We start from the raw sequence: 26,415 nt of genomic DNA on the forward strand, positions 1-26,415 counted from the left end.
AACTGACTGAGGAGTTTACGCCTTTTCAGGCCATAGCCAATGGGTAAAACGAGCCACAGAAACAATGGCCCGTTTTGTTACATAATGTAGTGACTTTAGTCACTTAATTTCAGCAATCTCTTTCTGGTATCGAGACTCGAAATTTTCGAAGGAAGTACCGGTCTCTACTGAACAACGGATGCCACCAGTCTCGATATTGTACACCCAACCGTGAATCTCTACCTTACCTGTGGCAAGTTTGGCAGCGACAACGGGATGTGTACGCAGATGCTGAACCTGCTGAAGAACGTTCTCTTCAATGGCTTCATTCAAGTGCTCATGGCCAAGACACGCGCCACTTTCAATGCCGTTTCGCTCGCGCACAATCTCCATCGCCGAGCGACAATGCCCCAACCACTCTTTAACGTGAGGTAGACCATTCAGGCCATCCATGTCCAGAGCACCTTTCACCGCACCACAGTCTGTATGGCCACACACAATAATATGGCGTACACCCAACACAGCAACTGCATACTCGATAGAGGCCGTCATACCGCCCGTTTCGTTAGAGTGTGGAGGAATGATGTTACCGGCATTACGACAGATAAACAGGTCACCCGGATCGGACCCTGTCAGCAGATTAGGATCAATACGCGAGTCCGAACAAGTGATGAAGAGGAACTCGGGGCTTTGCCCACCCGCGAGGGTACCAAACAGGTCTTTCCGCTCTGGATAAACATTCTTACGGAAGTTGAGCACACCATTGATAACGTCTTTCACTGTCATTCCTCTTCTTCAGGGTTGCGTAGCCTAAATGATTTAGCCACATCACAACATAGCCCAAACAAGCTGCTCTGCTGCATCTGTCGCCAGAGCAACATTATAAGTCCGTACAACAAAATCAAAACTGATATATTTAATACCATCCATAAGCTGAATCTTATAGAGAAACCTGATGCCGCTCACCATCCAGAAACTTGCCAGTCGCCTGACATTCCGCCAGCTCCAGGTATACAAAGCCGTCTATGAACTGCGCAGTTACAGCCAGGCAGGCGACCTGCTCGGTCTGACCCAGCCGGCGGTGAGCAGTCAGGTACGACAGCTTGAGCAAGCGTTGGGCACATCGCTGTTCGAATACATAGGCCGCAAGCTTTACACCACAGCGGCTGGCGAGCGTATGTACGATGCAGTGAAAGGCATCTTCGCAGAGATCCTCGATCTGCAAACAGAGCTTGCAGCTCTGGAAGGCCGGGTCGCCGGCGAATTGCGCATTACCGCAGTAAATACTGCGCAATACGTTGTGCCATACCTCATGCGTCCCTTTCTCGATAAAAACCCTGACGTGCGGATCAGTGTACGGGTGGTTAACAGAGCAACAGCAATCGAGCGCTTAAGTGATAACGTCGACGACCTTGTCATTATGGGAATGGTGCCAGATGGCAAAGGGTTAATCTCGATCCCCTTCCTCGATAACGAACTGGTAGCAGTCGCACCGGCAGAGCACCCATTGCTCAGCCAACCAACCGTCAGTGCCGAAGAGTTCCTCAACAGCCGATTACTTATGCGGGAAGCAGGCTCAGGTAGCCGGCTCGCACTTGAAGTTCACTGCCATGAAACCCGACTGAAGATACCTGAGGCTATGATTCTGGGCTCAAACGATGCGATTAAGCATGCCGTCATTGCCGGTCTTGGCGTTGCGGTTTTGCCTAAGCTGAGTATATTGCCCGAGCTTGAGTTGGGTACCTTACAGATTCTGCCCATCGAGCACTTTCCGCTGCGCCGAAGCTGGTGTCTTGTGCACCCCGCAAATAAAAGTCTGACGCCAGCAGCACGGGCATTTGTTGAGTATATTCAGAAAAACGCCGGAGAATTCAGCCGGCAGTTCGATAAACAGAGCCACTACTTTCCACACGAGGATTTCTAAGGCAATCGGAAGCCTTCGGCAGATTCAGGAATATGCCTCCAGATCAGTTTGCCATCCTCCAGTAGCAAGACGCCCGCACGCTGCCAGCGGGTGCCTGATGCGCTCCGGTTGCGGATGCCCTCTCGCCATAAGTGCATGACTCCCAATAGCGAGGGCAACCCCATAAAGTGAGACGCAGTACTGAAACCCAGGCCTGCCTGACCATAAAGGCGACGATCGGGATCATGATAGAAGGTCAGCCCCTCGGCGCCGCCTATGTCTTCCAGCCAAACGTCGCGTAACGCCTCATCGCCATGCGTAACGACAACCACATGAACCTCTGGGTTCTCTGCCGCCCAGCCACTCACGCGTTTGATATCCCGCTCAGCAAAAGGGCATCCGATATGCCGCACAAAAACAAGTAACGACCGTCCGGGAAACCGTATTTCAGGTGGAAGGTCTAAAAAGTCACCGAGACGCAAGTCATCACGCACCGCCTGCATTGGCGGCTTTTTAAGAAATATTGAAGCCAAAGTATGTCCACGTCTCAGATACAAAAAAGCCCGGATAATCCGGGCTCAATATGAAAGAAACTCAGATCAGTTCGCACGACCTGTGAACTTGCTTTCATCGGTATTCACCTTAATACGGTCGCCCTCTGCAATATGCTCAGGCACCTGCACGACCAAACCTGTGCTCAATGTCGCAGGCTTAGTACGGGATGTCGCAGACGCACCTTTCATTGCTGGCGCAGTCTCAACGATCACCAGCTCAACGATAGTTGGCAGATCAACACCTACCGCAGACTCGTTAAGAACAACCACCTGCAGCCCTTGAGTCTCTTCATTGATAAACATCGACTCTTCAGCGATGGTCTCTTTGTTCAGCGGGTACATGGTGAAGTCTTCAGAGTCCATAAAGTTGTACTCGTCACCATCAATGTACGACAGAGTCACCGGGCGACGTACCAGATCCGCCAGATTCAGCATATCGCTGTCTTTGAAAGATTCATCCAGCTTAGCGCCAGTCACCACATCGTACATACGCATACGGTAGATAGAACCACCGGCACGGCCTTGGGGCACAGAACGCTCGATGTCTTTTACGAAGTACACGCTGCCGTTGTACTCAACCGCAGCATTCTTTTTAATTTCACTGGCCTTAGGCATGAAAACTAGCTCTTAGTTAACGAATTTCGAAGCGTGAGATTACACCAAGCCGGTAAAGAAGCAAGCGCGACAAACACAGCTCAGCGCACCAGACGGATTCCCATATATTGCCATTTGAGCCAGGGTTGGAAGAAGTTACGGTAGGTTTTCCGGCTGTGTCCTTCTGGTGTCGCGACTGAACCACCGCGCAGCACCATCTGGTTCACCATAAACTTGCCGTTATACTCGCCAACAGCGCCGCTGGCTGTACTGAAACCCGGGTAAGGTAAGTAGGCACTGTTAGTCCACTCCCAACGCTCACCCCACTGAATCTTATGAGAAGCGACTTCCCATTCAGACTCGGTTGGTAAGCGGCAGCCTTTCCATGCTGCGAACGCTGATGCCTCATAAAAGTTCACATGCGCCACTGGCAGGTCAGGTTGAACAGGACGCAATCCATTGAAGTCATAAACTATCCATTCCTGTTCAGGCTTCTGCCAGTACAGAGGCGCTTCTGCATTTGTTTCCTGCACCCAACTCCATCCGTCGGAATGCCATAGATCAAAGCGTTGATACCCACCGTCTTCTATAAAAGCCAGGTACTCACGGTTGGTAACTAAAGAGCGACGTATTTCAAAATCTTCGATGTACTGCTTGTGTGCTCCATGTTCGTTATCAAACGAAAACCCTTTATGACTGGCCGGGACGCCCACCGAATAAACACCACCTCCCACGGCAGCCCATTGCTCTGTTAACTCGGAGGCGACAGCCTGAGCCGATCGCAGTTCAGATACTTCCAGAGATGGGTATAAGGGGTTATGGCCAAGGATGTATTTAATATCCGTAATCAACAGTTCCTGATGCTGTTGCTCGTGATTCAGGCCCAGTATCACCAATGCTTCGAGCTCAGGAGAGAGATCATTACGCTCCAGAAACTGAGCCATGACGTCATCAACGTAACTCCGGTACGCGTAGACTTCATCGACCGTTGGACGGCTCAAGTTTCCCCGGTCTGTTCTCGGCACGCGCTCGCCAACCGTTTCGTAATAACTGTTAAACAGATATCCCCACGCCGGATGAAATACCTGATAGCCGGAAGAGTGCGGTGAAAGAATAAAGGTCTCAAAGAACCAGGTGGTATGAGCGAGATGCCATTTCGGCGGACTCACATCCACAACAGGCTGAACAACATAGTCTTCAGCCGAGAGATTCCGACATATCGACTCAGAGGCAGCCCGGACCAGGCGATATTGATTCAACAGGTCTGACATCAGTTCTTCATCCAGACGGCGTTAACGAACCATCCCTTGCTATCCAGGCAGTGTTTTACTGGTGAAAATCCGGTTGTCACCGCCAGATCATCGACCTCTGTCAGACTGAATTTGCGCGAGACCTCCATAAATACAGGCTCGTGCTTCTCGAATGATATTGAGCGCCCTGCGATGCTCACCGTCTGGTTTTTCTGACTGATAAGATAGCTCTGGCATGCGCCACTGACAGGGTTATAGGTCTGGAAGTGTTCAAAGTTTTCTAACCGAAAGTCGGCTCCTAATTCACCATTAATCCGGCGGAGTAAATTAAGATTGAATTCCCGTGTCAGCCCGTCACTGTCGTCGTATGCTCTTAGTATCGTGCGGGGGTCTTTTTTCAGATCAAAACCTGTAATTAATAAATCCCCCGGGTGCATGTGCTCACCAAGACGCAGGCAGAATGTATGGCAGTCCTCGACGGGCATGTTTCCGATGTTCGAGCCGAGAAACAGCACAACCTTTCGACGTTGAGAAAACCGGTCAATTTCCCCTAACGCAGCAAAGTAATCGCCTTCGAACGAGTGAATATCGACATCTGAAATATTCTGTTGAATACCCGCACACAACACATCGAGAATGTGACCGGAAATATCGACCGGTAAATATCGGAAGTCAGCATTCGCTTCTGACAGGTACCGCAGCAGATGACGTGTCTTTATTCCATCACCGGCCCCAAGTTCTACAAGGTCAAATTCAGCTCCGTCGATATTCAGCTCGGACACCAGCTCGTTCGCTTTCTCGCGAAACACTTCCATCTCACAGCGGGTCAGATAGTAGTCGTCACAACGCATAATACGCTGGAACAAATGATCTCCGGCTTCATCGTAGAAGTATTTGGATGACAGTGACTTCTGAGGCTGACTAAGCCCACGCAGAACATCGTTAAGAAAAGTTGTGTTGACCGGCGCGTTTTCTGCTTCCTGCACGTGCGCCAGAACTGAGTGTGTACCAGACATAGTATCCCTGCCTATTCAGAGTGGCATCGCTACAGAACTCAGCTGCCACTGTCATTATTCTATAGAACCCGAAGGCCCTTTCGTCAGTACTGCTAATGTCACCCTAAGCCAAGGGTCTGAACAATGCAGCTATTTGGCCGAACCTGATACGCCAAACCAGCTATTCCACCAGTGGTCAGGGATACCAGTGAACTATGACAGTTTTACGTATGTCGGGACTTTTGCTGGATTTGATTGCCATCAGTGGCACAGGAGGGACAAAGACAGGCTTTATTCCGGCTTGAAGCGGGGATCTGGTCGAGAGCGTGCTGACTGATTGTCTCAGTCATACACCAGCATAGAGTATCGAAAGAGCCCGCAGCGGCGGGCTGACAGTGGTTGTCAGCGCCGCACAGCGGGCAGCTGTGCTCAGGCCGAGGTGAAGAGGCATGCGAATTATGAGAGGTATGCGATTCAGTCATACCCCAGAGCATACCTCAGAAGTTCACGGCCAGACCAACACCAAGAGCATCCAGTTCCACATCATCGTCGTCGATGTAGTTCATATATTCGGCGTTAATTTCTAATCGCTCATTGATGTTGAAGTCTGCGCCAATACCCATAGAAAGGCCCATTTCATCGTCAGAATCACTGAAGGCGCCATTGTCATAGCTGTAATCCGCACGGGTCAGACCGACGATAGCGTATGGAAAAAATACGTCAGATAAGGCAATACCACCACGGACATAACCGCCCAGCAGGCTGTCCAGCTCCACGCCATCGTCATCAAGGCCAAAACCAGCACGAACTTCACCGGAAAAGTTCTCATTGATGTACATGCCAAAACGACCGTATGGCATGGTGACGTCATTGTCGTCTCCCAGCTCTGCCATTCCCAGACCACCACCGGCATACATTGCACGATCCGCCATTACCGGAGCGGCACAGGCGCCAGCGATACCAAGAATTGCCATTTTCTTTGTCAGTGTGTTCATGACCATTTTCATAAAAACATCTCCGTAATAAAAAACGAGTACGTAATCGGAGAGCTCATATCGAAAATAGTTCGAATTATATTTTTTGAATTTTAAGGAACTATATTTTGCTTGAATCATTTAGCTTGAATCAGCACGCATAAAAAAAGCCGCTAAGACTTCATGTCTTGCGGCTTTTTCCCTCTTTTTCAGAGGAAGGCCACTTTACGGTGGCCAGGGTGCTTTAATTAAAATCAGTTACGAATCAGGTGATCGAATGCGCCAAGCGCGGCCGTTGCACCGGCCCCCATCGAGATGATGATCTGCTTGTACGGTACATTCGTACAGTCACCCGCGGCAAATATGCCCGGAATACTGGTTTGTCCGTGGTCATCAATCACCACTTCGCCGCGTTCAGTCAGTGTCACTGTGTCCTTAAGGAACTCAGTGTTTGGCACCAGACCGATCTGTACGAAGATACCAGCGAGCTCGACGATATGAGTTTCGTCTGTTTCGCGGTCTTTATACTGCAGACCGGTAACACGCTGACCATCGCCCAGTACTTCTGTGGTCATTGCCTGTTTGATGATTTCAACATTCGGCAGAGACTCTGCTTTCTTCACCAGTACGGCGTCTGCACGCAGTGTGTCTGAAAACTCAAGTACAGTTACATGCTCAACGATACCTGCGAGATCAATTGCAGCTTCAATACCTGAATTACCACCACCAATCACAGCCACTTTTTTGCCTTTGAACAGAGGACCGTCACAGTGTGGGCAGTACGCCACACCTTTATTACGGTATTCCTGCTCACCCGGAACGTTCATCTCTCTCCAGCGAGCTCCTGTAGCCAGAATCACTGACTTGCCACTGAGCACAGCGCCATTCGACAGCTCAACTTCGGTCAGGCCGCTGTCTGTTTTACGAACACCAACGGCTTTCTGGGCCTTCATCACATCAACGTCATATTCTTTGACATGCTCTTCGAGGTGCGCCACCAACTTCGGACCTTCGGTGTAAGGTACAGAGATGAAGTTCTCAATTCCCACAGTGTCTGCGACCTGCCCACCAAAGCGGTCTGCAACGACACCGGTACGGATACCCTTACGAGCCGCATAAATCGCTGCAGACGCGCCTGCAGGGCCACCACCGACAACGAGAACGTCGAAGGGATCTTTGTCTTTCAGTGCAGCGGCGGCTTTCTCGTCGGCATCGTCATCAACCAGGTTAATGATGTCTGCCAGAGTCTGCTTACCGTTCGCCAGTGGCTCACCATTCAGGTACAGCGCAGGCACCGCCATGATGTCTTTACTGGTCACTTCTTCCTGGAATACACCGCCATCAATCATGGTTGCGGTAATGTTCGGATTCAGAGCCGCCATCAGGTTAATCGACTGAACGACATCCGGGCAGTTGTGGCACGAAAGCGACACGTACACTTCAAAGTTCAGCTCTTTAGTCAGTGCCTTCGCCTGATCCTGTAATGCCTGGTCTTCCTTCGATGGGTGGCTACCTGCCTGCAGCAGTGCAAGAACCAGAGACGTAAACTCATGGCCCAGAGGAATACCCGCGAAGAATACACGCGGAGCGTTGTCTTCTTTCGCAATCGCCATCACCGGTGCACGACCATTAATTTTGTCTTCAGTCGTGCTGACAGAAATCTTATCGTTCAGCTCTGCGATTTCACGCGCCAGCTCTTCCAGTTCATTCGACTTAGGCGAACCATCCACAGCGACCAGCAGTGAAATCGGGTTACGCAGGTTATCAAGGTATGCGCCCAGCTGTTGTTTCATGTTTGCATCAAGCATGATGGTTTCCTTTATGTAGATTCGGCTTCTGGCTGCTACTTGTATGGTGCCGGAAGCGCCTTAATTCAAAGTACAGGATTATAGTAGCGCCTCAGTATTGATAAGATAAATCAATCTTTTCTAAGAGGGTGATAGGTATTATCTAAAGCCCGACCATAGTTATAACCTATAGTGCGATTTAAGCTAGCATGACGGGAGCACAAGGTGATGATCCCGCTCAAGACCAGAGAAGTTAAGGAGTGACTGTGAAGAATGGTCGTTTGAGAAAGAAGCTTAACCAGCCTATTCAAGAAACCGGGGTGTTGGGAAAGCAGCGATCCCTCAGGTTTATCGTTTGGTTTGGCCTGGGAGCAACGGGCATGTTCTGGGTCGGACTCTGTTATCACTTGGGGTTCGACACTGGTACCAAAGCGACTGCGGCGCTGATTACCATTGCGTTAATCGCAATGGTGTCGACACCAAAAGGAAAAGTAAAATTCAAAGCGGTAAACAAGCAACGGGAGTCAAACTCCCAATAGCATTCAATTAAAGTTAGAGACTGAAGTCACCGCCCTAGGATGTTGCATCAAACTGCTGACGAGTATCCATATCCGCAGCCAAGACCCTGACGATCGTCAGCGACTCGTCAGACACCAGGTAATACAGAACATAGCGGTCAACACTGAAGCTACGGAGCCCGTACGCCAACTCTTCCCGCACAATCCCCATCAAAGGAAACTCAGCGAGCCGTTCAATAACCTTCAATAACTTATCCAGAAAGCGATCAGCATTAGCTAGCTGATCTTCTGCGATATACAGCCAGACCGACAACAGATCGTTTTCAGCCTCAGGAGAAACTTCAATATTAAGCATCGGACATTCCCTATCGTTTGGCTTAACTGCAATCAGATACTAACTATCTTTCTTCAGCATTGCTCTTCCCCGAGCCTTCACCGAATTCATATCCAGTGGCTTACTGCCATTATCTTCTAACGAGTTCAGACCTTTCGCTATCTCGCTGCGCAGCATCGCTAATGCCTGCTCATCATCCTCGAGCTTGCGCAAACCGGCACGAATAACCTCACTGACCGAGCCATAACGGCCGCTCTGTACCTGCTCAGCAACAAAACCATCAAAGTGATCGCCAAGCGTAACGCTGGTGTTCTTAGCCATAACCTCGCCCCTCAATACCAATTATTGGTATATATTGGTACTCATCATCCGCAATGTCAAAAACCGAAACGAAAAACCCCGGCTAAGCCAGGGTTTCAGTCTTTTATCTGAGCGTTTGCGAGGCAGGCTGCGCAAGGCAAAAGTTGGTTGAGGAAGCGGAGTTTAGTTCACCTAAATGAGCATTCCGAAACCAACTTTTAACACCGCGCAGGCAACTCAGCTAGTTCAGTCTGAGCGTTAGCGATAACGCCGCTAGCTCAGATCATCTGGCACAGCTGAGGCGATAAGCTGCAAGGCATCCTTGAGCGAGTACCCAAAAAGAAAAACCCCAGCAGAAGCCAGGGTTTTCATCACACATCTGAGCGTTAGCGACAAGGCGCTAACTCAGATCATCTGGCACAGCTGAGGCGATGAGCTGCAAGGCATTTTTGAGCGAGTACCCAAGACATACCAGATTGGTAGGCGCAGGGACGAGCGAAAAAATAACACCGCAGATCGCGTCTCAGCGAGGCCAGAATTAGATCTTGCCAACCAGATCCAGTGAAGGAGCCAGAGTCTCGTCGCCTTCTTTCCACTTAGCAGGGCAAACCTGACCTGGGTTGTTGCGAACGTACTGAGCTGCTTTCACTTTACGCATCAGATCGTCAGCGTCACGGCCGATACCTTCAGCAGTGATTTCCATTGCCTGGATTACACCGTCTGGATCGATCAGGAAAGTAGCACGGTCTGCCAGACCCTGGCCTGGACGCATTACACCGAAGTTGTTGGTGATAGTGCCGTTCTGGTCGCCCAGCATGTAGTACTTGATCTTACCGATGGTTTCAGAAGCATCGTGCCATGCTTTGTGTACGAAGTGAGTATCGGTAGAAACAGAGAACACCTCTACGCCCAGCTTCTGCAATTCTTCGTATTTGTCAGCCACATCACCCAGTTCAGTTGGGCAAACGAAAGTGAAGTCAGCTGGGTAGAAGAAGAAGATAGCCCACTTACCTTTTACGTCAGCGTCAGTTACGTCAACGAATTCGCCATCTTTGAATGCCGTTGCGCTAAATGGCTTAATTTCTGTATCGATCATGGTGTTTCTCCATTAGGTTTATGTTTGAACGAGCTCCATACTAGAAGCATGGAGCTTATACGTTAAATTGATCTTTTCAAACCATCTGATAGCAATAGCCTATCAAGCTACCAACACAGGATTACCCTTGTGTGACACCCTGTGCGGCAGTCTCTCTGCGTGAGAGTTCCGCAGGCATGCTTTCGAGGTGCAATGTCCTTGTCGGGAAGGCACAGTCAGCACCACTCTCATGGATGATATCCATTATTTTGAGCAGTACGTCTTGCTTCACCTCATGGTAATGCACCCAGTCAGTAGTCTTAGTGAAGGTGTAAATAAAGAAATCAAGGCTCGACGCACCAAACGCATTAAAATTTACAATCATGGTCTGATCTTGGTCGATCTCATCATGCTGGCGCAGCATGTCGCGTACTTTTTCCATGATGCCCCGTACGACTTGCGCATCCTGATAGCGCACACCAATGGTTTCATAGATGCGACGATTCAGCATCCGCGACGGGTTCTCTACTGAGATACTGGTAAATACAGAGTTAGGTACGTATAGCGGTCGCTTATCGAAGGTACGAATCCGCGTGACGCGAAAGCCAATGCTCTCGACCGTACCTTCAATGGAACGATCCGGTGAACGTATCCAGTCACCTACCTTGAATGGCTTATCGAGATAGATAATCAGCGAGCCGAAGAAGTTCGCCAGCAAATCTTTCGCTGCCAGACCAACAATCAGGCCGCCCATACCACCGAAGGCGAGAATCCCGGAGATTGAAATCCCCAGCAACTGAAATACCGGCAGTATGATGAGGATGGTCACGGCGAGCTTGGCCAGTTTTCCGACCAGCTGAACCGTCGTCGGGTCCATGCCACCTTCGAGTTGTTTTTCTTCGACGCGATTAATTAAGCGCCACATGGCCCAGGCGGCAAGAATAATCAGCGATAACTGGCGTACCACCGAGATGCTGCCCTGCACCTCTTTATCGTAATACGCGGCGGTGATGTCTCCGGCCCAGGTCAAGCCAACCGCGACAATCATCCAGTTGACTGGCACTGCAATCGCATTGATGACCACGTCGTCCCAGTGGTTCTCTGTGCTGGCGACAAGCTGTACCAGACGCTTACGCAACATGCGCCAGAACAGGCCTGCTATCACTGTCAGAGTCAGGGCGATACCGACATTCCAGAACCACTCGTAGTCCTGGCTCGCCAGTTCGTTCCACCAGCTCATGTATATTTCCATTGCTTTGTCTTCCTGACTTATCCGGACGTATTACCCAAGGCACTGCCACGCTGGCGCACCGCTTCGAACAGACAGACACCTGTTGCTACCGACACATTCAGTGAGCTGACCTCACCGGCCATGGGGATATTCACAAGGTGGTCGCAATGCTCTCGCGTCAGACGACGCATGCCCGGGCCTTCAGCGCCCATGACCAGCGCCAGAGGGCCTTTGCAGTCCTGCTGGTAAATCGTGGTGGTCGCTTCGCCCGCCGTACCAATAATCCAGATGCCACGCTCCTGCAGGTCTTTCATAGTGCGCGCCAGGTTCGTTACCTGAATATACGGCACCGCTTCTGCAGCGCCACAAGCGACTTTCGCAGCCACTGCCGTCAACGGTGCCGACTTGTCTTTCGGAGCTATCACAAGATGAACACCCGCGGCATCGGCGGTGCGTAATACCGCCCCCAGGTTATGAGGGTCTGTCACGCCATCAAGGATCAAGACAAACGGGTCGCCAATGATGTTATCGAGAATATCCGGCAAATGTTTTTCTGACTTCCCCTGTACGGGTTTCCTCAGTGCCACAATGCCCTGATGGTTGCCTTCCGCCTTCTGGTTAAGCAACCCTTTATCGGCTTCCATAACGGACAAGCCTTCGGCCTCTGCCAGATCGAGGATTTTCTGCATTTTTGCATCAACCCGACCTTTCTGAACCCAGATTTCCACCACTTGATCAGGAGATCGTTGCAGCAGTGTTGTAACGGCGTGGATGCCGTAAACCGATTCAAGCTTCATTTATTTTTTCTTACGTGGATTCTTTTTAGCGGTCGATTTAGAAGCAGCTTTGCCCGATGCTCCTGCACTTTTCTTAGCGTTCAGCTTCTGGCGTTTACTGGGCTTTTTCTTCGATGTTTTTTTACTGTCGGCTCGGGTCGAACCCGGCCCGCCTGATTTACCTGAACCGGCTATCTTTTTACCCGGATTCATCAGCTCTTCTTTGGTCATGCCCTTTTTCTCGCCCGCCTTGCCACCAGCAGGGCGCTTGCGCGGTAAGCGAGCGGGTTTCGGCATATCCAGGCTATCAGCGCTCCGTCCGGCATTAACAGGTGCGGTAGTTAATTCGAAGTCGACCTTGCGATCATCCAGATCAACGCCAACCACTTTCACCCAGATATTGTCACCGAGACGGAAGCTGCGACGGGTGCGCTCGCCGATAAGGCGATGTTTAACCGCATCGAACTGATAGAAATCATTCTGCAGTGTGCTGACATGAACGAGACCTTCGACATAAACATTTTTAAGTTCAACGAATAGGCCGAACCCTGTCACGGCGGAAATTACACCTTCAAAATCTTCACCCACCTTGTCGCGGATATATTCACACTTCAGGAAGTCGGTGACATCTCGGGTGGCATCGTCTGCGCGGCGCTCGGCCATCGAGCAGTGCTCGCCCATATTGACCATGGCCTGCAGGTCGTATGGATAAATCGTACGTTTGGCCATGTTCTTCGTGCCTTCTGCGCGAAGTACGTGCTTACACTCCTGCTCACTGCGGATCACGCTGCGGATACCGCGATGAACCAGAAGGTCCGGGTAGCGACGGATCGGTGACGTGAAGTGCGTGTACGCTTTGTACGCCAGACCAAAGTGACCCTCGTTCTCAGGCTCGTACTTCGCCTGACTAAGTGAGCGCAGTAGCACCGTCTGTATCAAGTGCGAATCCGGGCGCTTTTCAATCTGGCTGAGTAGCGTCTGGTAATCCTTAGGCGCTGGGTCTTTACCGTTCGGCATGGTCAGGCCCATTTCACCCAGGAAAGCGCCGAGGTTTTCGAGCTTTTCAGCACTCGGACCTTTGTGTACACGGTACAGCGCCGGAATCTCATAACGGCTGAAGAAATCAGCGGCACAGACGTTCGCCGCCAGCATGCACTCTTCAATCAGCATGTGAGCATGGTTGCGTTCGGTCGGTACGATTTCCTGAATTTTGCGTTCAGCATCGAACACGATCCGGGTTTCGACCGAATCAAAGTCCATCGCACCACGGACTTCACGCTGCTCGCGAAGAATATGAAATAAGCGATACAGCTCATCAACGTGAGGCACTACGTCGGCGTAATGTTCGCGCCACTGGCCCTGAATCTCGTTGTCGGCGTCCGGATTAATCATGTCCCAGACTTTGTTGTACGTCAGGCGGGCATGGGAGTGAATAATCCCTTCCATGAACTTGTAGCCTGAAATACGCCCGGCTTTGGAGATGGTCATTTCACAGACCATGGTCAGGCGGTCAACGTGCGGGTTCAGAGAGCACAAACCGTTAGACAGTTTCTCTGGCAGCATAGGCACAACGAAGCCCGGAAAATACACCGACGTCGCGCGCTGATACGCCTCATTATCGAGGGGGGATTTCACCTTCACATAATGCGAGACATCGGCAATGGCCACCCATAAGCGCCAGCCACCAGTGTTCTTGTTACGCTCGCAGTACACAGCATCGTCGAAGTCGCGGGCGTCTTCACCGTCGATAGTGACGAATGGCAAATGACGCAGATCGATGCGGTTTTTCTTGTCTGCTGCTTTTACCTGATCCGGAATTTTCTTAGTTTCAGCCTCGACTTCCTCTGGCCATTCATGAGGAATATTGTGGCTTCGGATCGCCACGTCGATTTCCATACCCGGCGCCAGATGTTCGCCCAGCACCTCAATCACCTCGCCCACCGGCAGGCCTTTCGGCGACGGCTGGCGGGTAATATTCGCAACAACGAACTGACCGTGCTCGGCGCCGTTACGGCCATCCGCCGGAATCAGAACTTCCATCGGAATGCGTTTGTTGTCGGGTTGCAGAATGCCGACGCCCGACTCTTCGAAGTAACGCCCAACGATCTGTTGCGTGTTGCGCTGTAAAACCTCAACGATCTTTCCTTCCGGGCGACCACGACGATCCAGCCCCAGTATCTGCACAGCGACCTTGTCACCATGAAAGACCTTGCGCATCTGTCGATTCGACAGATAGACATCATCACCTTCGTCGCGTAGTACGAAACCGAAACCATCACGATGTCCCATGACGGTTCCCTGTACCAGGTCGACCTTTTTCATCGGCATAAACTGATTACGACGATTGCTGATCAGCTGGCCATCCCGACACATGGCGATCAGACGACGACGCACTGCTTCAACGCGGTCCTCGTCGGTTTCCCCAAGTACTTCACAGACTTCAGGGTGTGTCAGGGGGCTGGGCGCATCTTCGAGCACCATCAAGAGTGCATCGCGGCTCGCCACCGGGTTGTCGTATTTTTCAGCCTCAGCGGCAGCATTCGGGTCTTTGAAGGTTTTTGTCTTCTTGGTATCGCTCAAGCGATCACTCCTGGAAGGAAAAGTTTGGGTCAGTATACAGCACGGGCGCAGTGTTCAAAGGCCCCATGCAGGCACAGAAGGCTCAACAAGCTACGTCCGGGTTCATAACGCCTTGAAATTGATCTGTGAAGATTCACGGCTCTTACCCGCGGCCTCCAGCCTGTCAAGGTAGTCCTGCCAGAGCGCATCCTGATTGAGACAAAGATGATGCAGATATTTCCAGTCATACAGCCCGGAGTCATGCCCGTCGTCAAAATTCAGCTTGAGTGCATAGTTGCCCGCTGGTTCCATGCTCAACAAGCCCACGTCTTTCTTGCCAAACTGCAGCACTTCATTGCCGACACCATGCCCACGCACTTCGGCTGACGGTGACAGCACGCGCAACATTTCAAAGCTGAGCTGATACTCAACTCCGGCGTAAGTCAGTGCAACGCAGCGGCTGGATTTCTTTACTTTAATGGCTTCTGGGATCACATAGACTCCAAATTACAATTTAACCAGCAGACCTGGTTTCAACTTCTATACTCATTTCACCCCCTAAGTTTACTATCCCGGAGATGCTACGCCATGACATTTCTGCGAAACCTGTCCATTCGCGCCCGCTTATGGCTGATAATGGCCGCTGCACTGATCTGTATCGTACTACTCGAAGCAAAAGCACTGAGCAGTCAGTACGACGTTATGTTCGCTGCCGAATACACCGCCAAAGAAAACACCGCTAAGTCACTCGTGAACAGTGCCCATAGCCTGCTGGAACGGTATCAACGTATGGTTCGGGAAGGCGTATTGACGGAAGAGGGAGCCAAAGAAGCTGCCTTAGATGCCCTGCGCTCTCTGCGCGATGGCGATGTCTATTTCTGGGTGCACGACCGTACCCCGGTGATGCTGCTCAATCCGGTCGTCGAATCACTCGAAGGGACAAATGTCGGAAACTTCGAAGACAAAGCCGGTAAGAAGGTATTCCGCGAAGTGATTCAGGTCGCAGACGCATCATCTGAAGGTGGAACTGTCGAATACAGTTGGCCCAGGCCGGGCGAGAACGACGCCAGTACAAAAGTCAGCTATGTCAGAAAGTTTGACCACTGGAATTGGTACATCGGCTCTGGCACCTACCCGAGCGATATCGCAGGAGCGTTCTGGGCGTCAGCGGCTTCCGCCGCCGTTATGACTCTTATCTTTGCAGGCTTAATGGCCATCATTATTCGCCTGATCAGTAACAGTATTGAAGTGCCGCTCACCCAACTGCGTCACACCATGAGTAGTATTGCCAAAGGAGACGGTGATCTTACCCAACGGATTCCTATTACGGGCGATGACGAAATTACGCGTCTGAGCCAGTCGTTCAACCAGTTTATCAGTCAGATTCACGACATTATCCGTGAAAGTGTGAATGCCACCAACGAAGTCGCATCACTGGGACGTGAGATCGCGGCAATGGGCTCAGAGACACGAAAACTGACCGACGAACAGATGCAGGAAAGCGACCACGTCGCCACAGGCGCAACCGAGATGAGTCAGACCATTCAGGAAATTGCTGATAACGCTGACAAGGCTGCTGATGCGGTGAAAGTGGTCGAAGGTAACTCGAAAGCTGGCTTAACGACCATGCAGAATACGCAGGCGCACATTGCCGACCTGGCGGATCAGATTCAGGCGTCACGCGCCTCTATCCAAAGCCTTCGCTCTGAAACAGAAAGCATCGGGACTGTACTTGAAGTCATTCGTGGCATTGCAGAACAAACCAACCTACTGGCCCTGAATGCTGCCATCGAAGCTGCACGGGCTGGTGAGCAGGGTCGAGGCTTCGCCGTGGTTGCTGATGAGGTACGAACACTGGCATCACGCACTCAGGAATCTACTGAAGAAATTCATCGCACGATTTCGCGCTTACAGGAGCAAGCCGAAGCAACCGTTCAGTCGATGGAAAACAGCGCCAACCACTCTGAAGAAACCAGCGAGATGTCTCAATCAGCCAGCGAGGCTATTGCACGCATCAGTGATGCCGTCGTGACTCTGACAGAGATGAACTTAAGCGTGGCCAGTGCAGTAGAACAACAAAGTGTTGCTGCAAACGAAATCAGTCAAAGCATTAACCGGATTGCTGGCTCATCCAATGACATCAGTAATAATATGTCGCGCTCGGATGATAGGGGCAAAAGACTCGCGGAATGCAGCGACAGGTTGTCTGAGCAGATTGCTCGTTTCAGAATATAGATAACGAAAAAGCCCCCGTTTAAACGGGGGCTTTTTTATAAGTGCTGCATTATCAGAGAATAAACTTACTCAAATCCTGATCCTGTGCCAGAGCACCCAGCTTCTGATCGACGTAAGCGCCGTCAATGGTCACTTGTTCGGTCAGATCCGTTGCGTCAAACGACACACTCTCAAGCAAGCGCTCCATTAGTGTATGCAGGCGGCGGGCACCGATGTTCTCGGTGCTCTCATTGACCTGATAAGCGATCTCCGCCAGGCGTTTAATACCATCCGCAGTGAAGTCGATGTCCAACCCTTCGGTCTTCATCAGCGCTTTGTACTGCACTGTTAAAGACGCGTTAGGCTCGGTCAGAATGCGTTCAAAATCGTGCGGAGTGAGCGCCGCAAGTTCAACACGGATAGGCAGACGACCCTGAAGTTCGGGAATCAGGTCCGAAGGACGTGCAAGATGAAACGCGCCCGAGGCAACAAACAGAATATGGTCTGTTTTCACCATACCGTGCTTGGTACTGACGGTGCAGCCTTCGATCAACGGCAGCAGGTCGCGCTGCACGCCTTCACGCGAAACATCGCCACCAGAACCACTGTCCTGACGTTTAGCGACTTTATCGATTTCATCGATAAAGACGATACCGTTCTGTTCGACCAACTCCAGCGCACGGACTTTCAGCTCTTCCATGTTCAATAGGTTGCCGGCTTCCTCATCGCAGATCTGCTTAAAGGCATCCGCAATTTTCATCTTACGCTTGGACTTTTTATCACCGCCCAGATTCGCAAACATGTTCTGCAACTGGCTGGTCATCTCTTCCATACCTGGAGGTGTCATGATTTCTACACCGGCAGTATTCACCTGAGCAACATCGATCTCGATTTCTTTATCATCAAGGTCACCGTTGCGCAGTTTACGACGGAAAACCTGGCGCGCAGAGCTGTCTTCCTGCTTAGGTTCTTCAGTAGTGTCCCAGCTGGTGGTCGAGCGAGCCGGTGGTAATAACACGTCAAGAATACGCTCTTCAGCGAGTTCTTCGGCGCGGGTCCGTACCTTTTTCATTTCCTGCTCACGCAGAAGCTTGATCCCGGTTTCGACTAAGTCACGGATAATGGATTCTACGTCCTTACCGACGTAACCTACCTCAGTAAACTTGGTGGCTTCCACCTTGATAAATGGCGCATTCGCAAGTTTCGCCAGACGGCGGGCAATCTCAGTTTTACCCACACCGGTCGGGCCGATCATCAGGATATTCTTTGGCGTGACTTCATCACGCAGCTCTGGCTCAAGCTGCATACGGCGCCAGCGATTACGCAGGGCAATAGCCACAGAGCGCTTGGCATCATTCTGACCGATGATGTGTTGATCCAGTGCGTGGACGATTTCGCGTGGTGTCATCTGGCTCATGCATTTGCTCCTGAAGTGTCGCCGGTAACATCGCTCTCTTTCAGCGACTCAATGGTCAGGTTGGTATTGGTGAACACGCAGATTTCGCCAGCAATATTGAGGCTCTTCTCGACGATATCACGAGCGCCAAGCTCAGTGTTTTCCAGCAAGGCACGAGCCGAAGCCAGTGCATAATTACCACCCGATCCCACACCGATCAGGTCGTCTTCAGGCTGCAGTACATCGCCATTACCGGTAATAATCAGAGAGGCCGTGTGGTCTGCCACCGCCAGAATAGCTTCAAGCTTGCGCAGAGCACGGTCTGAGCGCCACTCTTTTGCCAGCTCAACGGCTGCACGGGTCAACTGACCACCATGCTGCTGTAGCTGGGCTTCAAACTTTTCAAACAGGGTAAAAGCGTCAGCCGTGCCACCAGCAAAACCCGCGAGGACTTTACCGTCGTATAAGCGGCGGACTTTGCGGGCATTGCCTTTCATTACGGTATTGCCCAGTGAAACCTGACCGTCGCCTCCAATGACGACTTCGTCGCCACGGCGCACGGATACAATCGTTGTCATGACTCTGTACCTTGTGTCTCAGATGTAAATGATGTGTCGCTCTCGATACAGATGGGGGCGGAAACCGGCATTTCAAGCAGAAGATCTGCCGGTAACAGTTAGACAGGTCAGCGCGCCTGGTCGATCGCGTTGCAGAGTAGCGCCAGGCCTTCCGTCGCCCGCGGGCCAGAACGTAGCAGCGCTGAGCTGTTTACGGGGATAAGGTGCCCCTCCCTGACAGCAGCGACGGATGGCCATTCACTCCATAAAGCCTCTTTCGAGTTCACCACGTTCGTGTGGCTCGACATAATGATGACCTCAGGGTCGCGAGCAATCACACTCTCAAAAGCCACAACCGGGTAGTGTGCCGGTGCTTTTCCAAACACGTTATCTCCGCCGCAATCCTTGATCAGAGCATCAACCCAACTGCCCTGTCCGACCGTGCGCAATGGCTCATAAGATAACTGGTAAAAAACCCGGACAGGATCGGCGTTAGCAAACTGACGCTTTAGTGCGCTGTAGCGGTCACGAAAGCGATCTGCCGCTTCTTTGCCGGCCCGAGCTTCTCCGACCGCTTCCCCAAGCCGCTCCATATCATCGGCTACGGCATCCATCGTTTTGGGGTCGATATAAAGAACGTTCACCCCCAGCGCTTCAAGCTTCTTTAGGTCAGACTCTTTATTGCCACTTTTCCATGCGACAACCAGGTCCGGCTGCACGGCGATAAGCGCCTCGATATTAATACCGGCGTAGCTGCCAATGCGCGGAATAGCTTTTGCCGCTTCAGGGAAGTCTGCCCATTCGACCGTACCTACAACCCTGCTGCCAATCCCCATTTCAAACAGCATCTCGGTCGAAGACGGGGACAGGGCAACGATTCGCTCTATCGGTTTGGATGCTACAGCACAGCACGCACAAAGCATAAGTGCGAAAGCAAGGATGCAGCGGATCACCAGTCCACACCTTTACGGGCTTTTATTCCCGCGCGATATGCGTGCTTCTCATCTTTTACTTCGCTGACGGTATCTGCCAGATCTCGTAGTTCTTTGATTGCGCCACGCCCGGTAACAACAACACTTTGATTTTCAGGACGATTGCGGATGGCATTCAACACCTCTTCCTTATTGAGGTAATCGTAACCGAGCATGTAAGTCAGCTCATCAAGCAGAACAACATGGTACTGAGGGTCAGCCAGGTACTCCTTAGCATGCGCCCAGACCTCTTCGGCTGCGGCAATATCAGACGTTCGGTCCTGAGTTTCCCAGGTAAAGCCTGTGCCCATGACGGCGAAAGGTACGCCATTATTCTCGAGTAGGTTTCTTTCACCACAGTCCCACTGCCCCTTAATAAACTGAACAACCGCCGCTTTGTATCCGTGGCCCACAGCGCGTGCAACCGTACCGAAGCCAGAGGTTGATTTGCCTTTGCCATTGCCCGTTACGACGATTACGATGCCACGCTCTTCCGTCGCTTTCGCAATACTGGCATCAACCTTTTCTTTTTGTTTCTGCGCTTTCTTTTTATGGCGTTCCTGCTTCAACTCTTCTTCTGACTTCGACATTACCCGACCTCGTATATTTGATAATTTCTATTTTAAAAAAATGATCTGTGATAGCTGCCCTACCGAATGATATTCAACAGGGCGTCCATATCGATATGCTCTTCATAAATATCAGCGATACGTTCAATTTCACGTTCACGCAGTGCTTGCCAATCTTCTGCCCTTACCGGTGAGCCAGACAGCGGTGAGCCAGACACCCACCCCAGAATAAACTCACAGGTTTCCGGGTGGTCAAATACGCCATGTACATATGTCCCCATCACCTGGCCGTCATCGGATATAGCACCGTCTGTGTATGAATTGCCCTGCTGATCAGTCAGGCAACAAAAGGGAGATTGCAGGCCCGCCCCCTCACTGATACCACAGTGAATTTCATACCCTTTGATCTTATTCCCGAAGTTAACCAGCACACCGTCTACGTTCTTAAGCTGCTTTTCTGCGGTGAGTCGAGTACTGACATCAAGTAAACCAAGACCTTCGGACTCTGTGATCGTGCCCTCGACCTGCTCCGGGTCAGAAATTTTCTGACCCAGCATCTGAAAACCACCGCAGATACCCAGCACTTTGCCACCGTAGCGCAGGTGCTTAAGAATCTGTCGATCGAACCCCTGCTCCCTCAGGTAAGCCAGATCAGCCTGAACACTCTTACTGCCCGGAAGAATAATGAGATCAGCGCCCGACAGATCACCACCAGCAGTGACATACTCAAGCACAACGCCAGAATGCTGAAGTAGCGGTTCAAAGTCGGTGTGATTGCTGATACGTGGCAGCACCGGCACCTTAATAACAATGCGCTGTTGGTCTGACTGATTAAGATTTTCTTCATGCAGAGCCCGGTTTATTCCGTCTTCAGCATCAAGACGCAGATCCATAATGTACGGCAGTACTCCCAGTACAGGTTTCTCACTGTAGTCTTCCAGCCAGTCGAGGCCGTCCTGGAGTAACTCGATCCGGCCGCGGAATTTATTGATCAGAAAGCCCTTAATTCTTGCCTGTTCACTGGCCGCAAGAATATTTACCGTACCTGTAAGATGCGCAAACACACCGCCGCGATCGATATCCGATATCAGAACGACAGGACAATCTACCGCCTCGGCAAAGCCCATGTTGGCAATATCATTTTTGCGAAGATTCACTTCTGCCGGACTGCCTGCACCCTCAACAATCACCACATCGTACTGTTCTTTGAGTCGCTGAAATGCCGCCAATACATGATCAAATGCGAGCTCTTTAATGTTGCCAAAACGTCGTGCGTCGAGCTCGCTGACGGCCTTACCATTAATAATGACCTGAGAGCGCATATCCGAATTCGGCTTCAACAATACCGGGTTGAAGTCCGTCGACAGAGGCAAACCACAGGCTTCGGCCTGAAGCGCCTGAGCCCGCCCGATTTCTCCGCCATCGTTCGTTACCGCACTGTTCAATGCCATGTTCTGAGGCTTAAATGGCGCCACCGAAATACCCCGGCGCTTAAGTATCCGACATAGCGCGGTCACACACAGGCTCTTGCCAGCATCAGACGTTGTGCCCTGAACCATCAGGCAGCCTTTTACCGGCAACGAAGTATGAGCATCAGCCATGAAGCAGTACTCCATTACGTTTTAATGCCAGTGGGCACCCGGAAACGACCAGAGTAACGTCATCGGCGATGGCGGCTACGGCCTGATTCAGCCACCCTGCCTCATCAGCGAACCGGCGGCTTAATTCACCAAGGGGAACAATGCCGCTCCCCACCTCATTGGTGACAATAAAAATATCCTGCCCTGGTACTTCCGAGGCTTTTTTCAATGCGCTCAGCAATTCGGATTTTTCCTGCTCAAAGTCGGGCCAACGCTGTTCATTGCAGAGCCAGTTAGTGAGGTATAACGTCAGGCAGTCAATCAGGAGCGTTGACGACGACGCACTCACGACCGAGGACAGCTCAAAAGGCTCCTCAACCAGCGCCCAGTGCGCCGGTCGATCTTTCTTGTGACGCTGAATGCGCGCCGCCATTTCGTCATCTCCCGGTGTCGCTGTCGCCACATAGGTAACCTCAGCCCGCTCATTAGCAAGCTGTTCGGCATAACGACTTTTTCCGGATCGGGCTCCGCCCGTCACTAAGTGAATCAAGAGAAGCTCCCGCTCAGAGCCAGTAACGAGAGATAAATAGCCAGTTCACTGACCTGCTGAACTGCTCCTAAGGCATCGCCGGTAAACCCGCCAATCTGACGCTTAAGAAATACGTACGCAACGCCTGCCAACACGAGTAAGACGAACAGAATAATGAACGGGTTGTTGATAAACATAAGCGCGATTAAACCTGTGATTATCGCAATAGCCGTATCCGCACCCGAGCCTGACTCAGCCAAAGGCTTGGCTTTTGAGGTATCAACGTCAGAGACATAAGACATAGCAGCGATAAATACTGTCGGAATAATTCGACTCAAAGGGTGCGCGACCAGAAGTGCCAGAACCGGATTGATCAACTGGGATAAAACAACGAATTTCAGCGTGAGCGACACCCATAAAGCAGCAGCGCCGTACGTGCCGATGCGGGAGTCCTTCATAATGCTGAGCTTCTGCTCGCGGGTCCATCCGCCTCCCAGCCCGTCACTGGTGTCTGCCAGGCCATCTTCATGAAAGCACCCGGTAAGCAGCAAACTGATTGCGATGGAAATCAAGACAGCGACATCCTGAGGAAAGACCAACATCAACAACCACAGGGCCGTCGCACAGAGAGCGCCGATCAACCACCCAACGGCAGGAAAATAACGGCTGGCGCGGTTAAGGCTCGCCTGACTGAACTCGACCGAGGCCGGCACCGGTATCCGCGTAAAAAAGGCCAAGGCAATCCACCACAGGTTCAGCTGTTCACCCAACCTGTTCATACCGCAGTGACACCTGCATCATCAAAGCTGGCCATATAGTTGTAAAAAGACTGTGCCGATTGCAATAGCGGGTATGCCAGCGCTGCGCCGGTTCCTTCTCCCAGTCGCAATCCGAGATCGAGTAATGGCCTGGCATCGAGAGCCTCCAGGATCAGAGTGTGAGCCTGCTCTTCTGAGTGGTGACAGAAGACCATATAATACCGTGCTTCCGGGGCTATTCTGACCGCGGCCAGCGCCGCTACTGAAGCAATAAATCCGTCAACCATAACGATGCATTGCTTCTCAGCCGCGGCCAACATAGCCCCGGTAATCTGAACTATTTCGAAGCCACCAAGAGAAGCCAGAATATTCATCGTATCCTCGGGTTCAGGCGTCGACTGATGACGCTCAAGTGCCTCAGCGATGAGCGATTTTTTGCGTTCAAAGGCATCATCATCAATGCCTGTACCACGACCACAAGTCTCTTCGACTGAGCGCCCAAGAATAGCAGCGAGCACCGCCGATGCCGCCGACGTATTACCAATTCCCATCTCACCAAACGCAAAAACATTACTGCTTTCTGCGATTCGCTGACGCACTATTTCAGCCCCCAATACTAGTCCTGATTCTGCGGTTTCGCGTGCCATTGCCGGCGCTTTAGCAATATTCTTAGTGCCCGCTCCCAGGCGCTGATTTATAACGCGGCTACTCTCAACGGCATTAAGGATGCCTGCATCAATAACGTACAAAGCCATGCTGGCAACCTGACAGAAACAGTTCACTGCCGCACCGCCATTAATAAAATTCTTAACCATCTGCTGCGTCACCGCCGGAGGCGCAATACTTACCCCCTCTTCTGCGATGCCATGATCTGCGGCAAAGACCATCATGACAGGCTTTTGCAGCCGGATTTTTTCGACACCGGTGATCGCTGCCAGCTGAGCCGCTAATGATTCAAGCTGCCCCAGACTGCCGGGCGGCTTGGTTTTCATATCAATACGCTGCTGAATGGCAGCATCCCTTGAGCGGGACACCGGAGAAACGGAAAACATAACACCTGCCATCAACGACTCTGTCGTTGCTTAAGAATAATAAAAAAGAAAAGACTGCCGAGCGCTGATGTCACAATACCAACGGGCAGAACCTGATCCTGAAGTAGAGAGTGAGCCAGGACATCAACCCAGATCATAAAGGTCGCACCGATCAACAGAGACATCAGCAATACCCTGTGCAGCTGCCCGCCGACCAGCAGTCGCACGATATGAGGAATCATAAGTCCGACAAAGCCAATGCCACCAACCTCAGCAACCAGAATTGCAGTCACTGCTGAACACACCAGCAACATCCCCAACCGCAATTTATGCACGGGCACTCCCAATGTGGCGGCACTCTCTTCGCCCAGCTGCATCACAACGAGCCAGCGCGAAAATATGAAAAACAAACCACTGCCAAGCACCACAGCCAAAAGAGGCAAAATAAGATCAGCCCAGTTGCTGCCCGAAAAACTGCCCATCAGCCAGAACAATAACGTGGCCGCAGTTTCTGGCGTTGAGTAATAAATCACAAGGCTGGTAAATGCACTGAGCATAAAAGAAACTGCCACCCCGGAAAGCAGCAGCTTTTCGACCTGAACCGCCGACTTCCCCGCAAGCGTCAACATCAGAAAAACAGACAGCGCTCCGCCCGCAAGCGCCCCGGTGGTCACGTTAAATACGACACTCAGGCCCGTCGCCGCCAGAAACCCAGAAAAGGCCCCAGTGAAAGCAGACATGGCCAACACCGCACCTAAAGCGGCCCCGGATGAAATACCAAATAAATAAGGATCAGCCAGCGGATTACGGGTTACTGATTGCAGAATAGCGCCAGTAATCGACAGACCAGCGCCCGTTAGTAAAGCCATAAAAATCCGCGGCAGGCGAATATCCGTAAGAATCTGCTGTTCGATCGGCGACAACGCACAATCATTCGTCCATGGACAGATAATGACGCCCTGAAAAACATTCAGAAGCGACAGATCGAAGGCGCCTTGCGCCGCTGCGCCAATGACCGAAAGGCAAAGCACAGAGAAAGTTATTGCAACAGTTAACCCGTACGGCATTTTCATTTCCTGCGCTCTCCAGCTGATCCGGGAGCAATAGTCCGACTCGGAGGCATATCGTAGGCAATACGAATACGGCGTTCATGCGTATAAGTGTTACGGATCACAGCAACATCTGCGGCAACCTGAAATACATCCTGGATTAATTCGCTGGTAAGCACCTGGAAGGGTTCACCGTTGGCCACCAGCTGACCTTTATTCAATACCAGCAATTGATCACAGTAAGCCGCGGCCATGTTCAGATCATGAATGGTAAGAAGTACCGTAACACCCAATGACCGGACCAGGCTTAGCGTCTCTATCTGATGCTGAATATCGAGGTGGTTGGTAGGTTCGTCTAAAAGAAGAATCTGAGGTTGTTGTACCAGTGCGCGGGCGATCAACACCCGCTGCTTCTCTCCACCTGAAAGAGAGCCGAAATCACGATCAATAAAACGCGTCAGGTCGAGGTCGGCTGCTATACCTTCTATTAACCGGGTGTCATCTTTGCTGGTAAACGACAGCAGTGGCTTACGAGGCGTCAGGCCGGTTGCAAGAACTTCGCGCACAGTCACCTCGAAAGGCAGTGCCGATTCCTGCAGCACAACCGCGATTTTACAGGCTCGCTCGCGTCTGCTCATCAGGTGTACCGGGTGCCCGGCAATCATCACCTGCCCCGCCAGCGAGGCCGGTTGATCGTAGCGATGGCAATAGATTGCTCTGAGTAACGACGATTTACCTGCACCATTCGGCCCGACAATACCAACCAGGCTACCGCATTCCACAGCGAACGAAATATCCCGCAGAATAGCGTTCGTAGCTTTCGCACCGATAGTCAGCGATAAGTGCTCAACAGCGATATGCGCGAGTTCAGCATCGCCAGAGGTGTAGCTGTTGTTTGAGGACTGATTCACCATTGGTATCCGCGCATCGGT

Annotated in this window: 28 protein-coding genes; 3 read left to right on the forward strand and 25 right to left on the reverse strand. The window is 51.5% G+C overall.

Going from position 1 to position 26,415, the window contains the following annotated elements:
* Positions 1-99: 99 nt before the first annotated feature.
* On the reverse strand, positions 100-765 hold the full coding sequence (locus BW941_RS09950; protein WP_068434646.1) for a carbonic anhydrase: 666 nt from the start codon (positions 763-765) through the stop codon (positions 100-102).
* Positions 766-934: 169 nt separating this feature from the next.
* Between BW941_RS09950 and BW941_RS09955 the strand changes: the two genes are divergently transcribed.
* A complete protein-coding gene (locus BW941_RS09955; RefSeq protein WP_076515676.1) occupies positions 935-1,903 on the forward strand; it encodes a LysR family transcriptional regulator in 969 nt (322 codons plus the stop codon).
* Here BW941_RS09955 and BW941_RS09960 read toward each other — a convergent pair.
* The 7 genes from BW941_RS09960 to ahpF all read right to left on the reverse strand — a co-directional run bounded on the left by BW941_RS09960 (position 1,900) and on the right by ahpF (position 8,057).
* Complete coding sequence (locus BW941_RS09960) at positions 1,900-2,415, reverse strand: AhpC/TSA family protein (RefSeq protein ID WP_076515679.1); 516 nt, start codon at positions 2,413-2,415, stop codon at positions 1,900-1,902. The genes BW941_RS09955 and BW941_RS09960 overlap by 4 nt on opposite strands.
* A gap of 66 nt (positions 2,416-2,481) precedes the next feature.
* Positions 2,482-3,051: an elongation factor P-like protein EfpL gene (gene efpL, locus BW941_RS09965; RefSeq protein ID WP_068434639.1), complete on the reverse strand. Its 570-nt coding sequence runs from the start codon at positions 3,049-3,051 to the stop codon at positions 2,482-2,484.
* A gap of 80 nt (positions 3,052-3,131) precedes the next feature.
* Positions 3,132-4,301 carry an ergothioneine biosynthesis protein EgtB gene (egtB, locus tag BW941_RS09970; RefSeq protein ID WP_076515682.1) on the reverse strand — a complete coding sequence of 390 codons (1,170 nt, stop codon included), beginning with the start codon at positions 4,299-4,301 and terminating at the stop codon, positions 3,132-3,134.
* The gene (locus BW941_RS09975; RefSeq protein WP_076515685.1) at positions 4,301-5,296 is read right to left on the reverse strand and encodes an L-histidine N(alpha)-methyltransferase; all 996 of its coding nucleotides are present in this window, start codon (positions 5,294-5,296) and stop codon (positions 4,301-4,303) included. Before BW941_RS09975 ends, egtB begins: the two co-directional genes overlap by 1 nt.
* A 203-nt stretch (positions 5,297-5,499) precedes the next feature.
* Entirely contained in the window at positions 5,500-5,769 is a 270-nt protein-coding gene (locus BW941_RS18090) for a cysteine-rich CWC family protein (protein WP_366370734.1), read from the reverse strand.
* A 3-nt stretch (positions 5,770-5,772) separates the two neighbouring features.
* Complete coding sequence (locus tag BW941_RS09985) at positions 5,773-6,282, reverse strand: porin family protein (RefSeq protein ID WP_068434630.1); 510 nt, start codon at positions 6,280-6,282, stop codon at positions 5,773-5,775.
* Between the two features lie 221 nt (positions 6,283-6,503).
* Positions 6,504-8,057: an alkyl hydroperoxide reductase subunit F gene (gene ahpF / locus BW941_RS09990; RefSeq protein WP_076515687.1), complete on the reverse strand. Its 1,554-nt coding sequence runs from the start codon at positions 8,055-8,057 to the stop codon at positions 6,504-6,506.
* Positions 8,058-8,302: 245 nt separating this feature from the next.
* Here ahpF and BW941_RS09995 point away from each other — a divergent pair, with 245 nt between their 5' ends.
* A complete protein-coding gene (locus tag BW941_RS09995) occupies positions 8,303-8,575 on the forward strand; it encodes a hypothetical protein (protein WP_076515689.1) in 273 nt (90 codons plus the stop codon).
* A gap of 34 nt (positions 8,576-8,609) precedes the next feature.
* Here BW941_RS09995 and BW941_RS10000 read toward each other — a convergent pair whose 3' ends face one another.
* The 7 genes from BW941_RS10000 to BW941_RS10030 all read right to left on the reverse strand — a co-directional run bounded on the left by BW941_RS10000 (position 8,610) and on the right by BW941_RS10030 (position 15,324).
* Positions 8,610-8,909 (reverse strand): type II toxin-antitoxin system RelE/ParE family toxin, encoded by a 300-nt coding sequence (locus tag BW941_RS10000; RefSeq protein ID WP_076515691.1) that lies wholly within the window; start codon positions 8,907-8,909, stop codon positions 8,610-8,612.
* Positions 8,910-8,948: 39 nt separating this feature from the next.
* A complete protein-coding gene (locus BW941_RS10005) occupies positions 8,949-9,209 on the reverse strand; it encodes a type II toxin-antitoxin system ParD family antitoxin (protein ID WP_068434620.1) in 261 nt (86 codons plus the stop codon).
* 517 nt (positions 9,210-9,726) lie between these two features.
* Positions 9,727-10,284 carry an alkyl hydroperoxide reductase subunit C gene (gene ahpC / locus BW941_RS10010; protein WP_068435382.1) on the reverse strand — a complete coding sequence of 186 codons (558 nt, stop codon included), beginning with the start codon at positions 10,282-10,284 and terminating at the stop codon, positions 9,727-9,729.
* Positions 10,285-10,405: 121 nt separating this feature from the next.
* Positions 10,406-11,515, reverse strand: coding sequence for a mechanosensitive ion channel family protein (locus BW941_RS10015; RefSeq protein WP_245820083.1), 1,110 nt, complete (start codon positions 11,513-11,515; stop codon positions 10,406-10,408).
* A gap of 17 nt (positions 11,516-11,532) precedes the next feature.
* Positions 11,533-12,291 (reverse strand): 23S rRNA (guanosine(2251)-2'-O)-methyltransferase RlmB, encoded by a 759-nt coding sequence (rlmB, locus tag BW941_RS10020; RefSeq protein ID WP_076515693.1) that lies wholly within the window; start codon positions 12,289-12,291, stop codon positions 11,533-11,535.
* Positions 12,292-14,850, reverse strand: a complete 2,559-nt coding sequence (gene rnr, locus BW941_RS10025) for a ribonuclease R (protein ID WP_076515695.1) — start codon at positions 14,848-14,850, stop codon at positions 12,292-12,294.
* 102 nt (positions 14,851-14,952) lie between these two features.
* Entirely contained in the window at positions 14,953-15,324 is a 372-nt protein-coding gene (locus BW941_RS10030; RefSeq protein ID WP_076515698.1) for a gamma-butyrobetaine hydroxylase family protein, read from the reverse strand.
* A gap of 93 nt (positions 15,325-15,417) precedes the next feature.
* Here BW941_RS10030 and BW941_RS10035 point away from each other — a divergent pair, with 93 nt between their 5' ends.
* Complete coding sequence (locus tag BW941_RS10035) at positions 15,418-17,064, forward strand: methyl-accepting chemotaxis protein (protein ID WP_076515700.1); 1,647 nt, start codon at positions 15,418-15,420, stop codon at positions 17,062-17,064.
* Between the two features lie 52 nt (positions 17,065-17,116).
* On the opposite strand, the gene hslU is transcribed toward BW941_RS10035, so the two are convergent.
* The 10 genes from hslU to BW941_RS10085 all read right to left on the reverse strand — a co-directional run bounded on the left by hslU (position 17,117) and on the right by BW941_RS10085 (position 26,397).
* The gene (gene hslU, locus BW941_RS10040; protein WP_068435395.1) at positions 17,117-18,460 is read right to left on the reverse strand and encodes an ATP-dependent protease ATPase subunit HslU; all 1,344 of its coding nucleotides are present in this window, start codon (positions 18,458-18,460) and stop codon (positions 17,117-17,119) included.
* Positions 18,457-19,017: an ATP-dependent protease subunit HslV gene (gene hslV / locus BW941_RS10045; protein WP_076515703.1), complete on the reverse strand. Its 561-nt coding sequence runs from the start codon at positions 19,015-19,017 to the stop codon at positions 18,457-18,459. Before hslV ends, hslU begins: the two co-directional genes overlap by 4 nt.
* A gap of 107 nt (positions 19,018-19,124) precedes the next feature.
* On the reverse strand, positions 19,125-19,949 hold the full coding sequence (locus BW941_RS10050; protein WP_084188825.1) for a cobalamin-binding protein: 825 nt from the start codon (positions 19,947-19,949) through the stop codon (positions 19,125-19,127).
* Complete coding sequence (gene cobO, locus BW941_RS10055) at positions 19,946-20,557, reverse strand: cob(I)yrinic acid a,c-diamide adenosyltransferase (RefSeq protein WP_068436697.1); 612 nt, start codon at positions 20,555-20,557, stop codon at positions 19,946-19,948. The genes BW941_RS10050 and cobO overlap by 4 nt, the downstream gene beginning before the upstream one ends.
* 59 nt (positions 20,558-20,616) lie before the next feature.
* Positions 20,617-22,137, reverse strand: a complete 1,521-nt coding sequence (locus BW941_RS10060) for a cobyric acid synthase (protein ID WP_076515707.1) — start codon at positions 22,135-22,137, stop codon at positions 20,617-20,619.
* Complete coding sequence (gene cobU / locus BW941_RS10065) at positions 22,130-22,666, reverse strand: bifunctional adenosylcobinamide kinase/adenosylcobinamide-phosphate guanylyltransferase (RefSeq protein WP_076515709.1); 537 nt, start codon at positions 22,664-22,666, stop codon at positions 22,130-22,132. Before cobU ends, BW941_RS10060 begins: the two co-directional genes overlap by 8 nt.
* Entirely contained in the window at positions 22,663-23,424 is a 762-nt protein-coding gene (locus tag BW941_RS10070; protein ID WP_076515712.1) for an adenosylcobinamide-GDP ribazoletransferase, read from the reverse strand. Before BW941_RS10070 ends, cobU begins: the two co-directional genes overlap by 4 nt.
* Positions 23,421-24,467: a nicotinate-nucleotide--dimethylbenzimidazole phosphoribosyltransferase gene (gene cobT / locus BW941_RS10075; RefSeq protein WP_076515714.1), complete on the reverse strand. Its 1,047-nt coding sequence runs from the start codon at positions 24,465-24,467 to the stop codon at positions 23,421-23,423. The genes BW941_RS10070 and cobT overlap by 4 nt, the downstream gene beginning before the upstream one ends.
* A complete protein-coding gene (locus BW941_RS10080) occupies positions 24,467-25,501 on the reverse strand; it encodes a FecCD family ABC transporter permease (protein ID WP_217693587.1) in 1,035 nt (344 codons plus the stop codon). Before BW941_RS10080 ends, cobT begins: the two co-directional genes overlap by 1 nt.
* Positions 25,502-25,503: 2 nt before the next feature.
* Positions 25,504-26,397 carry an ABC transporter ATP-binding protein gene (locus BW941_RS10085; RefSeq protein ID WP_076515719.1) on the reverse strand — a complete coding sequence of 298 codons (894 nt, stop codon included), beginning with the start codon at positions 26,395-26,397 and terminating at the stop codon, positions 25,504-25,506.
* Between the last annotated feature and the right edge of the window lie 18 nt (positions 26,398-26,415).

This window comes from Thalassolituus maritimus (assembly GCF_900156675.1).
GTDB lineage: Bacteria > Pseudomonadota > Gammaproteobacteria > Pseudomonadales > Oceanobacteraceae > Thalassolituus > Thalassolituus maritimus.

Excerpts from the sequence above, each read along its gene's own strand:
- BW941_RS10060 (WP_076515707.1), bottom strand. The coding sequence starts at position 22,137 with ATGGCTGATGCTCATACTTCGTTGCCGGTAAAAGGCTGCCTGATGGTT.
- hslV (WP_076515703.1), bottom strand. The coding sequence starts at position 19,017 with ATGACAACGATTGTATCCGTGCGCCGTGGCGACGAAGTCGTCATTGGA.
- cobO (WP_068436697.1), bottom strand. The coding sequence starts at position 20,557 with ATGTCGAAGTCAGAAGAAGAGTTGAAGCAGGAACGCCATAAAAAGAAA.
- BW941_RS10080 (WP_217693587.1), bottom strand. The coding sequence starts at position 25,501 with ATGCCGTACGGGTTAACTGTTGCAATAACTTTCTCTGTGCTTTGCCTT.
- rlmB (WP_076515693.1), bottom strand. The coding sequence starts at position 12,291 with ATGAAGCTTGAATCGGTTTACGGCATCCACGCCGTTACAACACTGCTG.
- hslU (WP_068435395.1), bottom strand. The coding sequence starts at position 18,460 with ATGAGCCAGATGACACCACGCGAAATCGTCCACGCACTGGATCAACAC.
- cobT (WP_076515714.1), bottom strand. The coding sequence starts at position 24,467 with ATGGCAGGTGTTATGTTTTCCGTTTCTCCGGTGTCCCGCTCAAGGGAT.
- BW941_RS18090 (WP_366370734.1), bottom strand. The coding sequence starts at position 5,769 with ATGCTCTGGGGTATGACTGAATCGCATACCTCTCATAATTCGCATGCC.
- BW941_RS09975 (WP_076515685.1), bottom strand. The coding sequence starts at position 5,296 with ATGTCTGGTACACACTCAGTTCTGGCGCACGTGCAGGAAGCAGAAAAC.
- BW941_RS10035 (WP_076515700.1), top strand. The coding sequence starts at position 15,418 with ATGACATTTCTGCGAAACCTGTCCATTCGCGCCCGCTTATGGCTGATA.
- BW941_RS10000 (WP_076515691.1), bottom strand. The coding sequence starts at position 8,909 with ATGCTTAATATTGAAGTTTCTCCTGAGGCTGAAAACGATCTGTTGTCG.
- BW941_RS10070 (WP_076515712.1), bottom strand. The coding sequence starts at position 23,424 with ATGAACAGGTTGGGTGAACAGCTGAACCTGTGGTGGATTGCCTTGGCC.
- egtB (WP_076515682.1), bottom strand. The coding sequence starts at position 4,301 with ATGTCAGACCTGTTGAATCAATATCGCCTGGTCCGGGCTGCCTCTGAG.
- ahpC (WP_068435382.1), bottom strand. The coding sequence starts at position 10,284 with ATGATCGATACAGAAATTAAGCCATTTAGCGCAACGGCATTCAAAGAT.
- BW941_RS09950 (WP_068434646.1), bottom strand. The coding sequence starts at position 765 with ATGACAGTGAAAGACGTTATCAATGGTGTGCTCAACTTCCGTAAGAAT.
- BW941_RS10085 (WP_076515719.1), bottom strand. The coding sequence starts at position 26,397 with ATGGTGAATCAGTCCTCAAACAACAGCTACACCTCTGGCGATGCTGAA.
- efpL (WP_068434639.1), bottom strand. The coding sequence starts at position 3,051 with ATGCCTAAGGCCAGTGAAATTAAAAAGAATGCTGCGGTTGAGTACAAC.
- BW941_RS09955 (WP_076515676.1), top strand. The coding sequence starts at position 935 with ATGCCGCTCACCATCCAGAAACTTGCCAGTCGCCTGACATTCCGCCAG.
- BW941_RS09985 (WP_068434630.1), bottom strand. The coding sequence starts at position 6,282 with ATGAAAATGGTCATGAACACACTGACAAAGAAAATGGCAATTCTTGGT.
- BW941_RS10005 (WP_068434620.1), bottom strand. The coding sequence starts at position 9,209 with ATGGCTAAGAACACCAGCGTTACGCTTGGCGATCACTTTGATGGTTTT.
- BW941_RS10015 (WP_245820083.1), bottom strand. The coding sequence starts at position 11,515 with ATGGAAATATACATGAGCTGGTGGAACGAACTGGCGAGCCAGGACTAC.
- ahpF (WP_076515687.1), bottom strand. The coding sequence starts at position 8,057 with ATGCTTGATGCAAACATGAAACAACAGCTGGGCGCATACCTTGATAAC.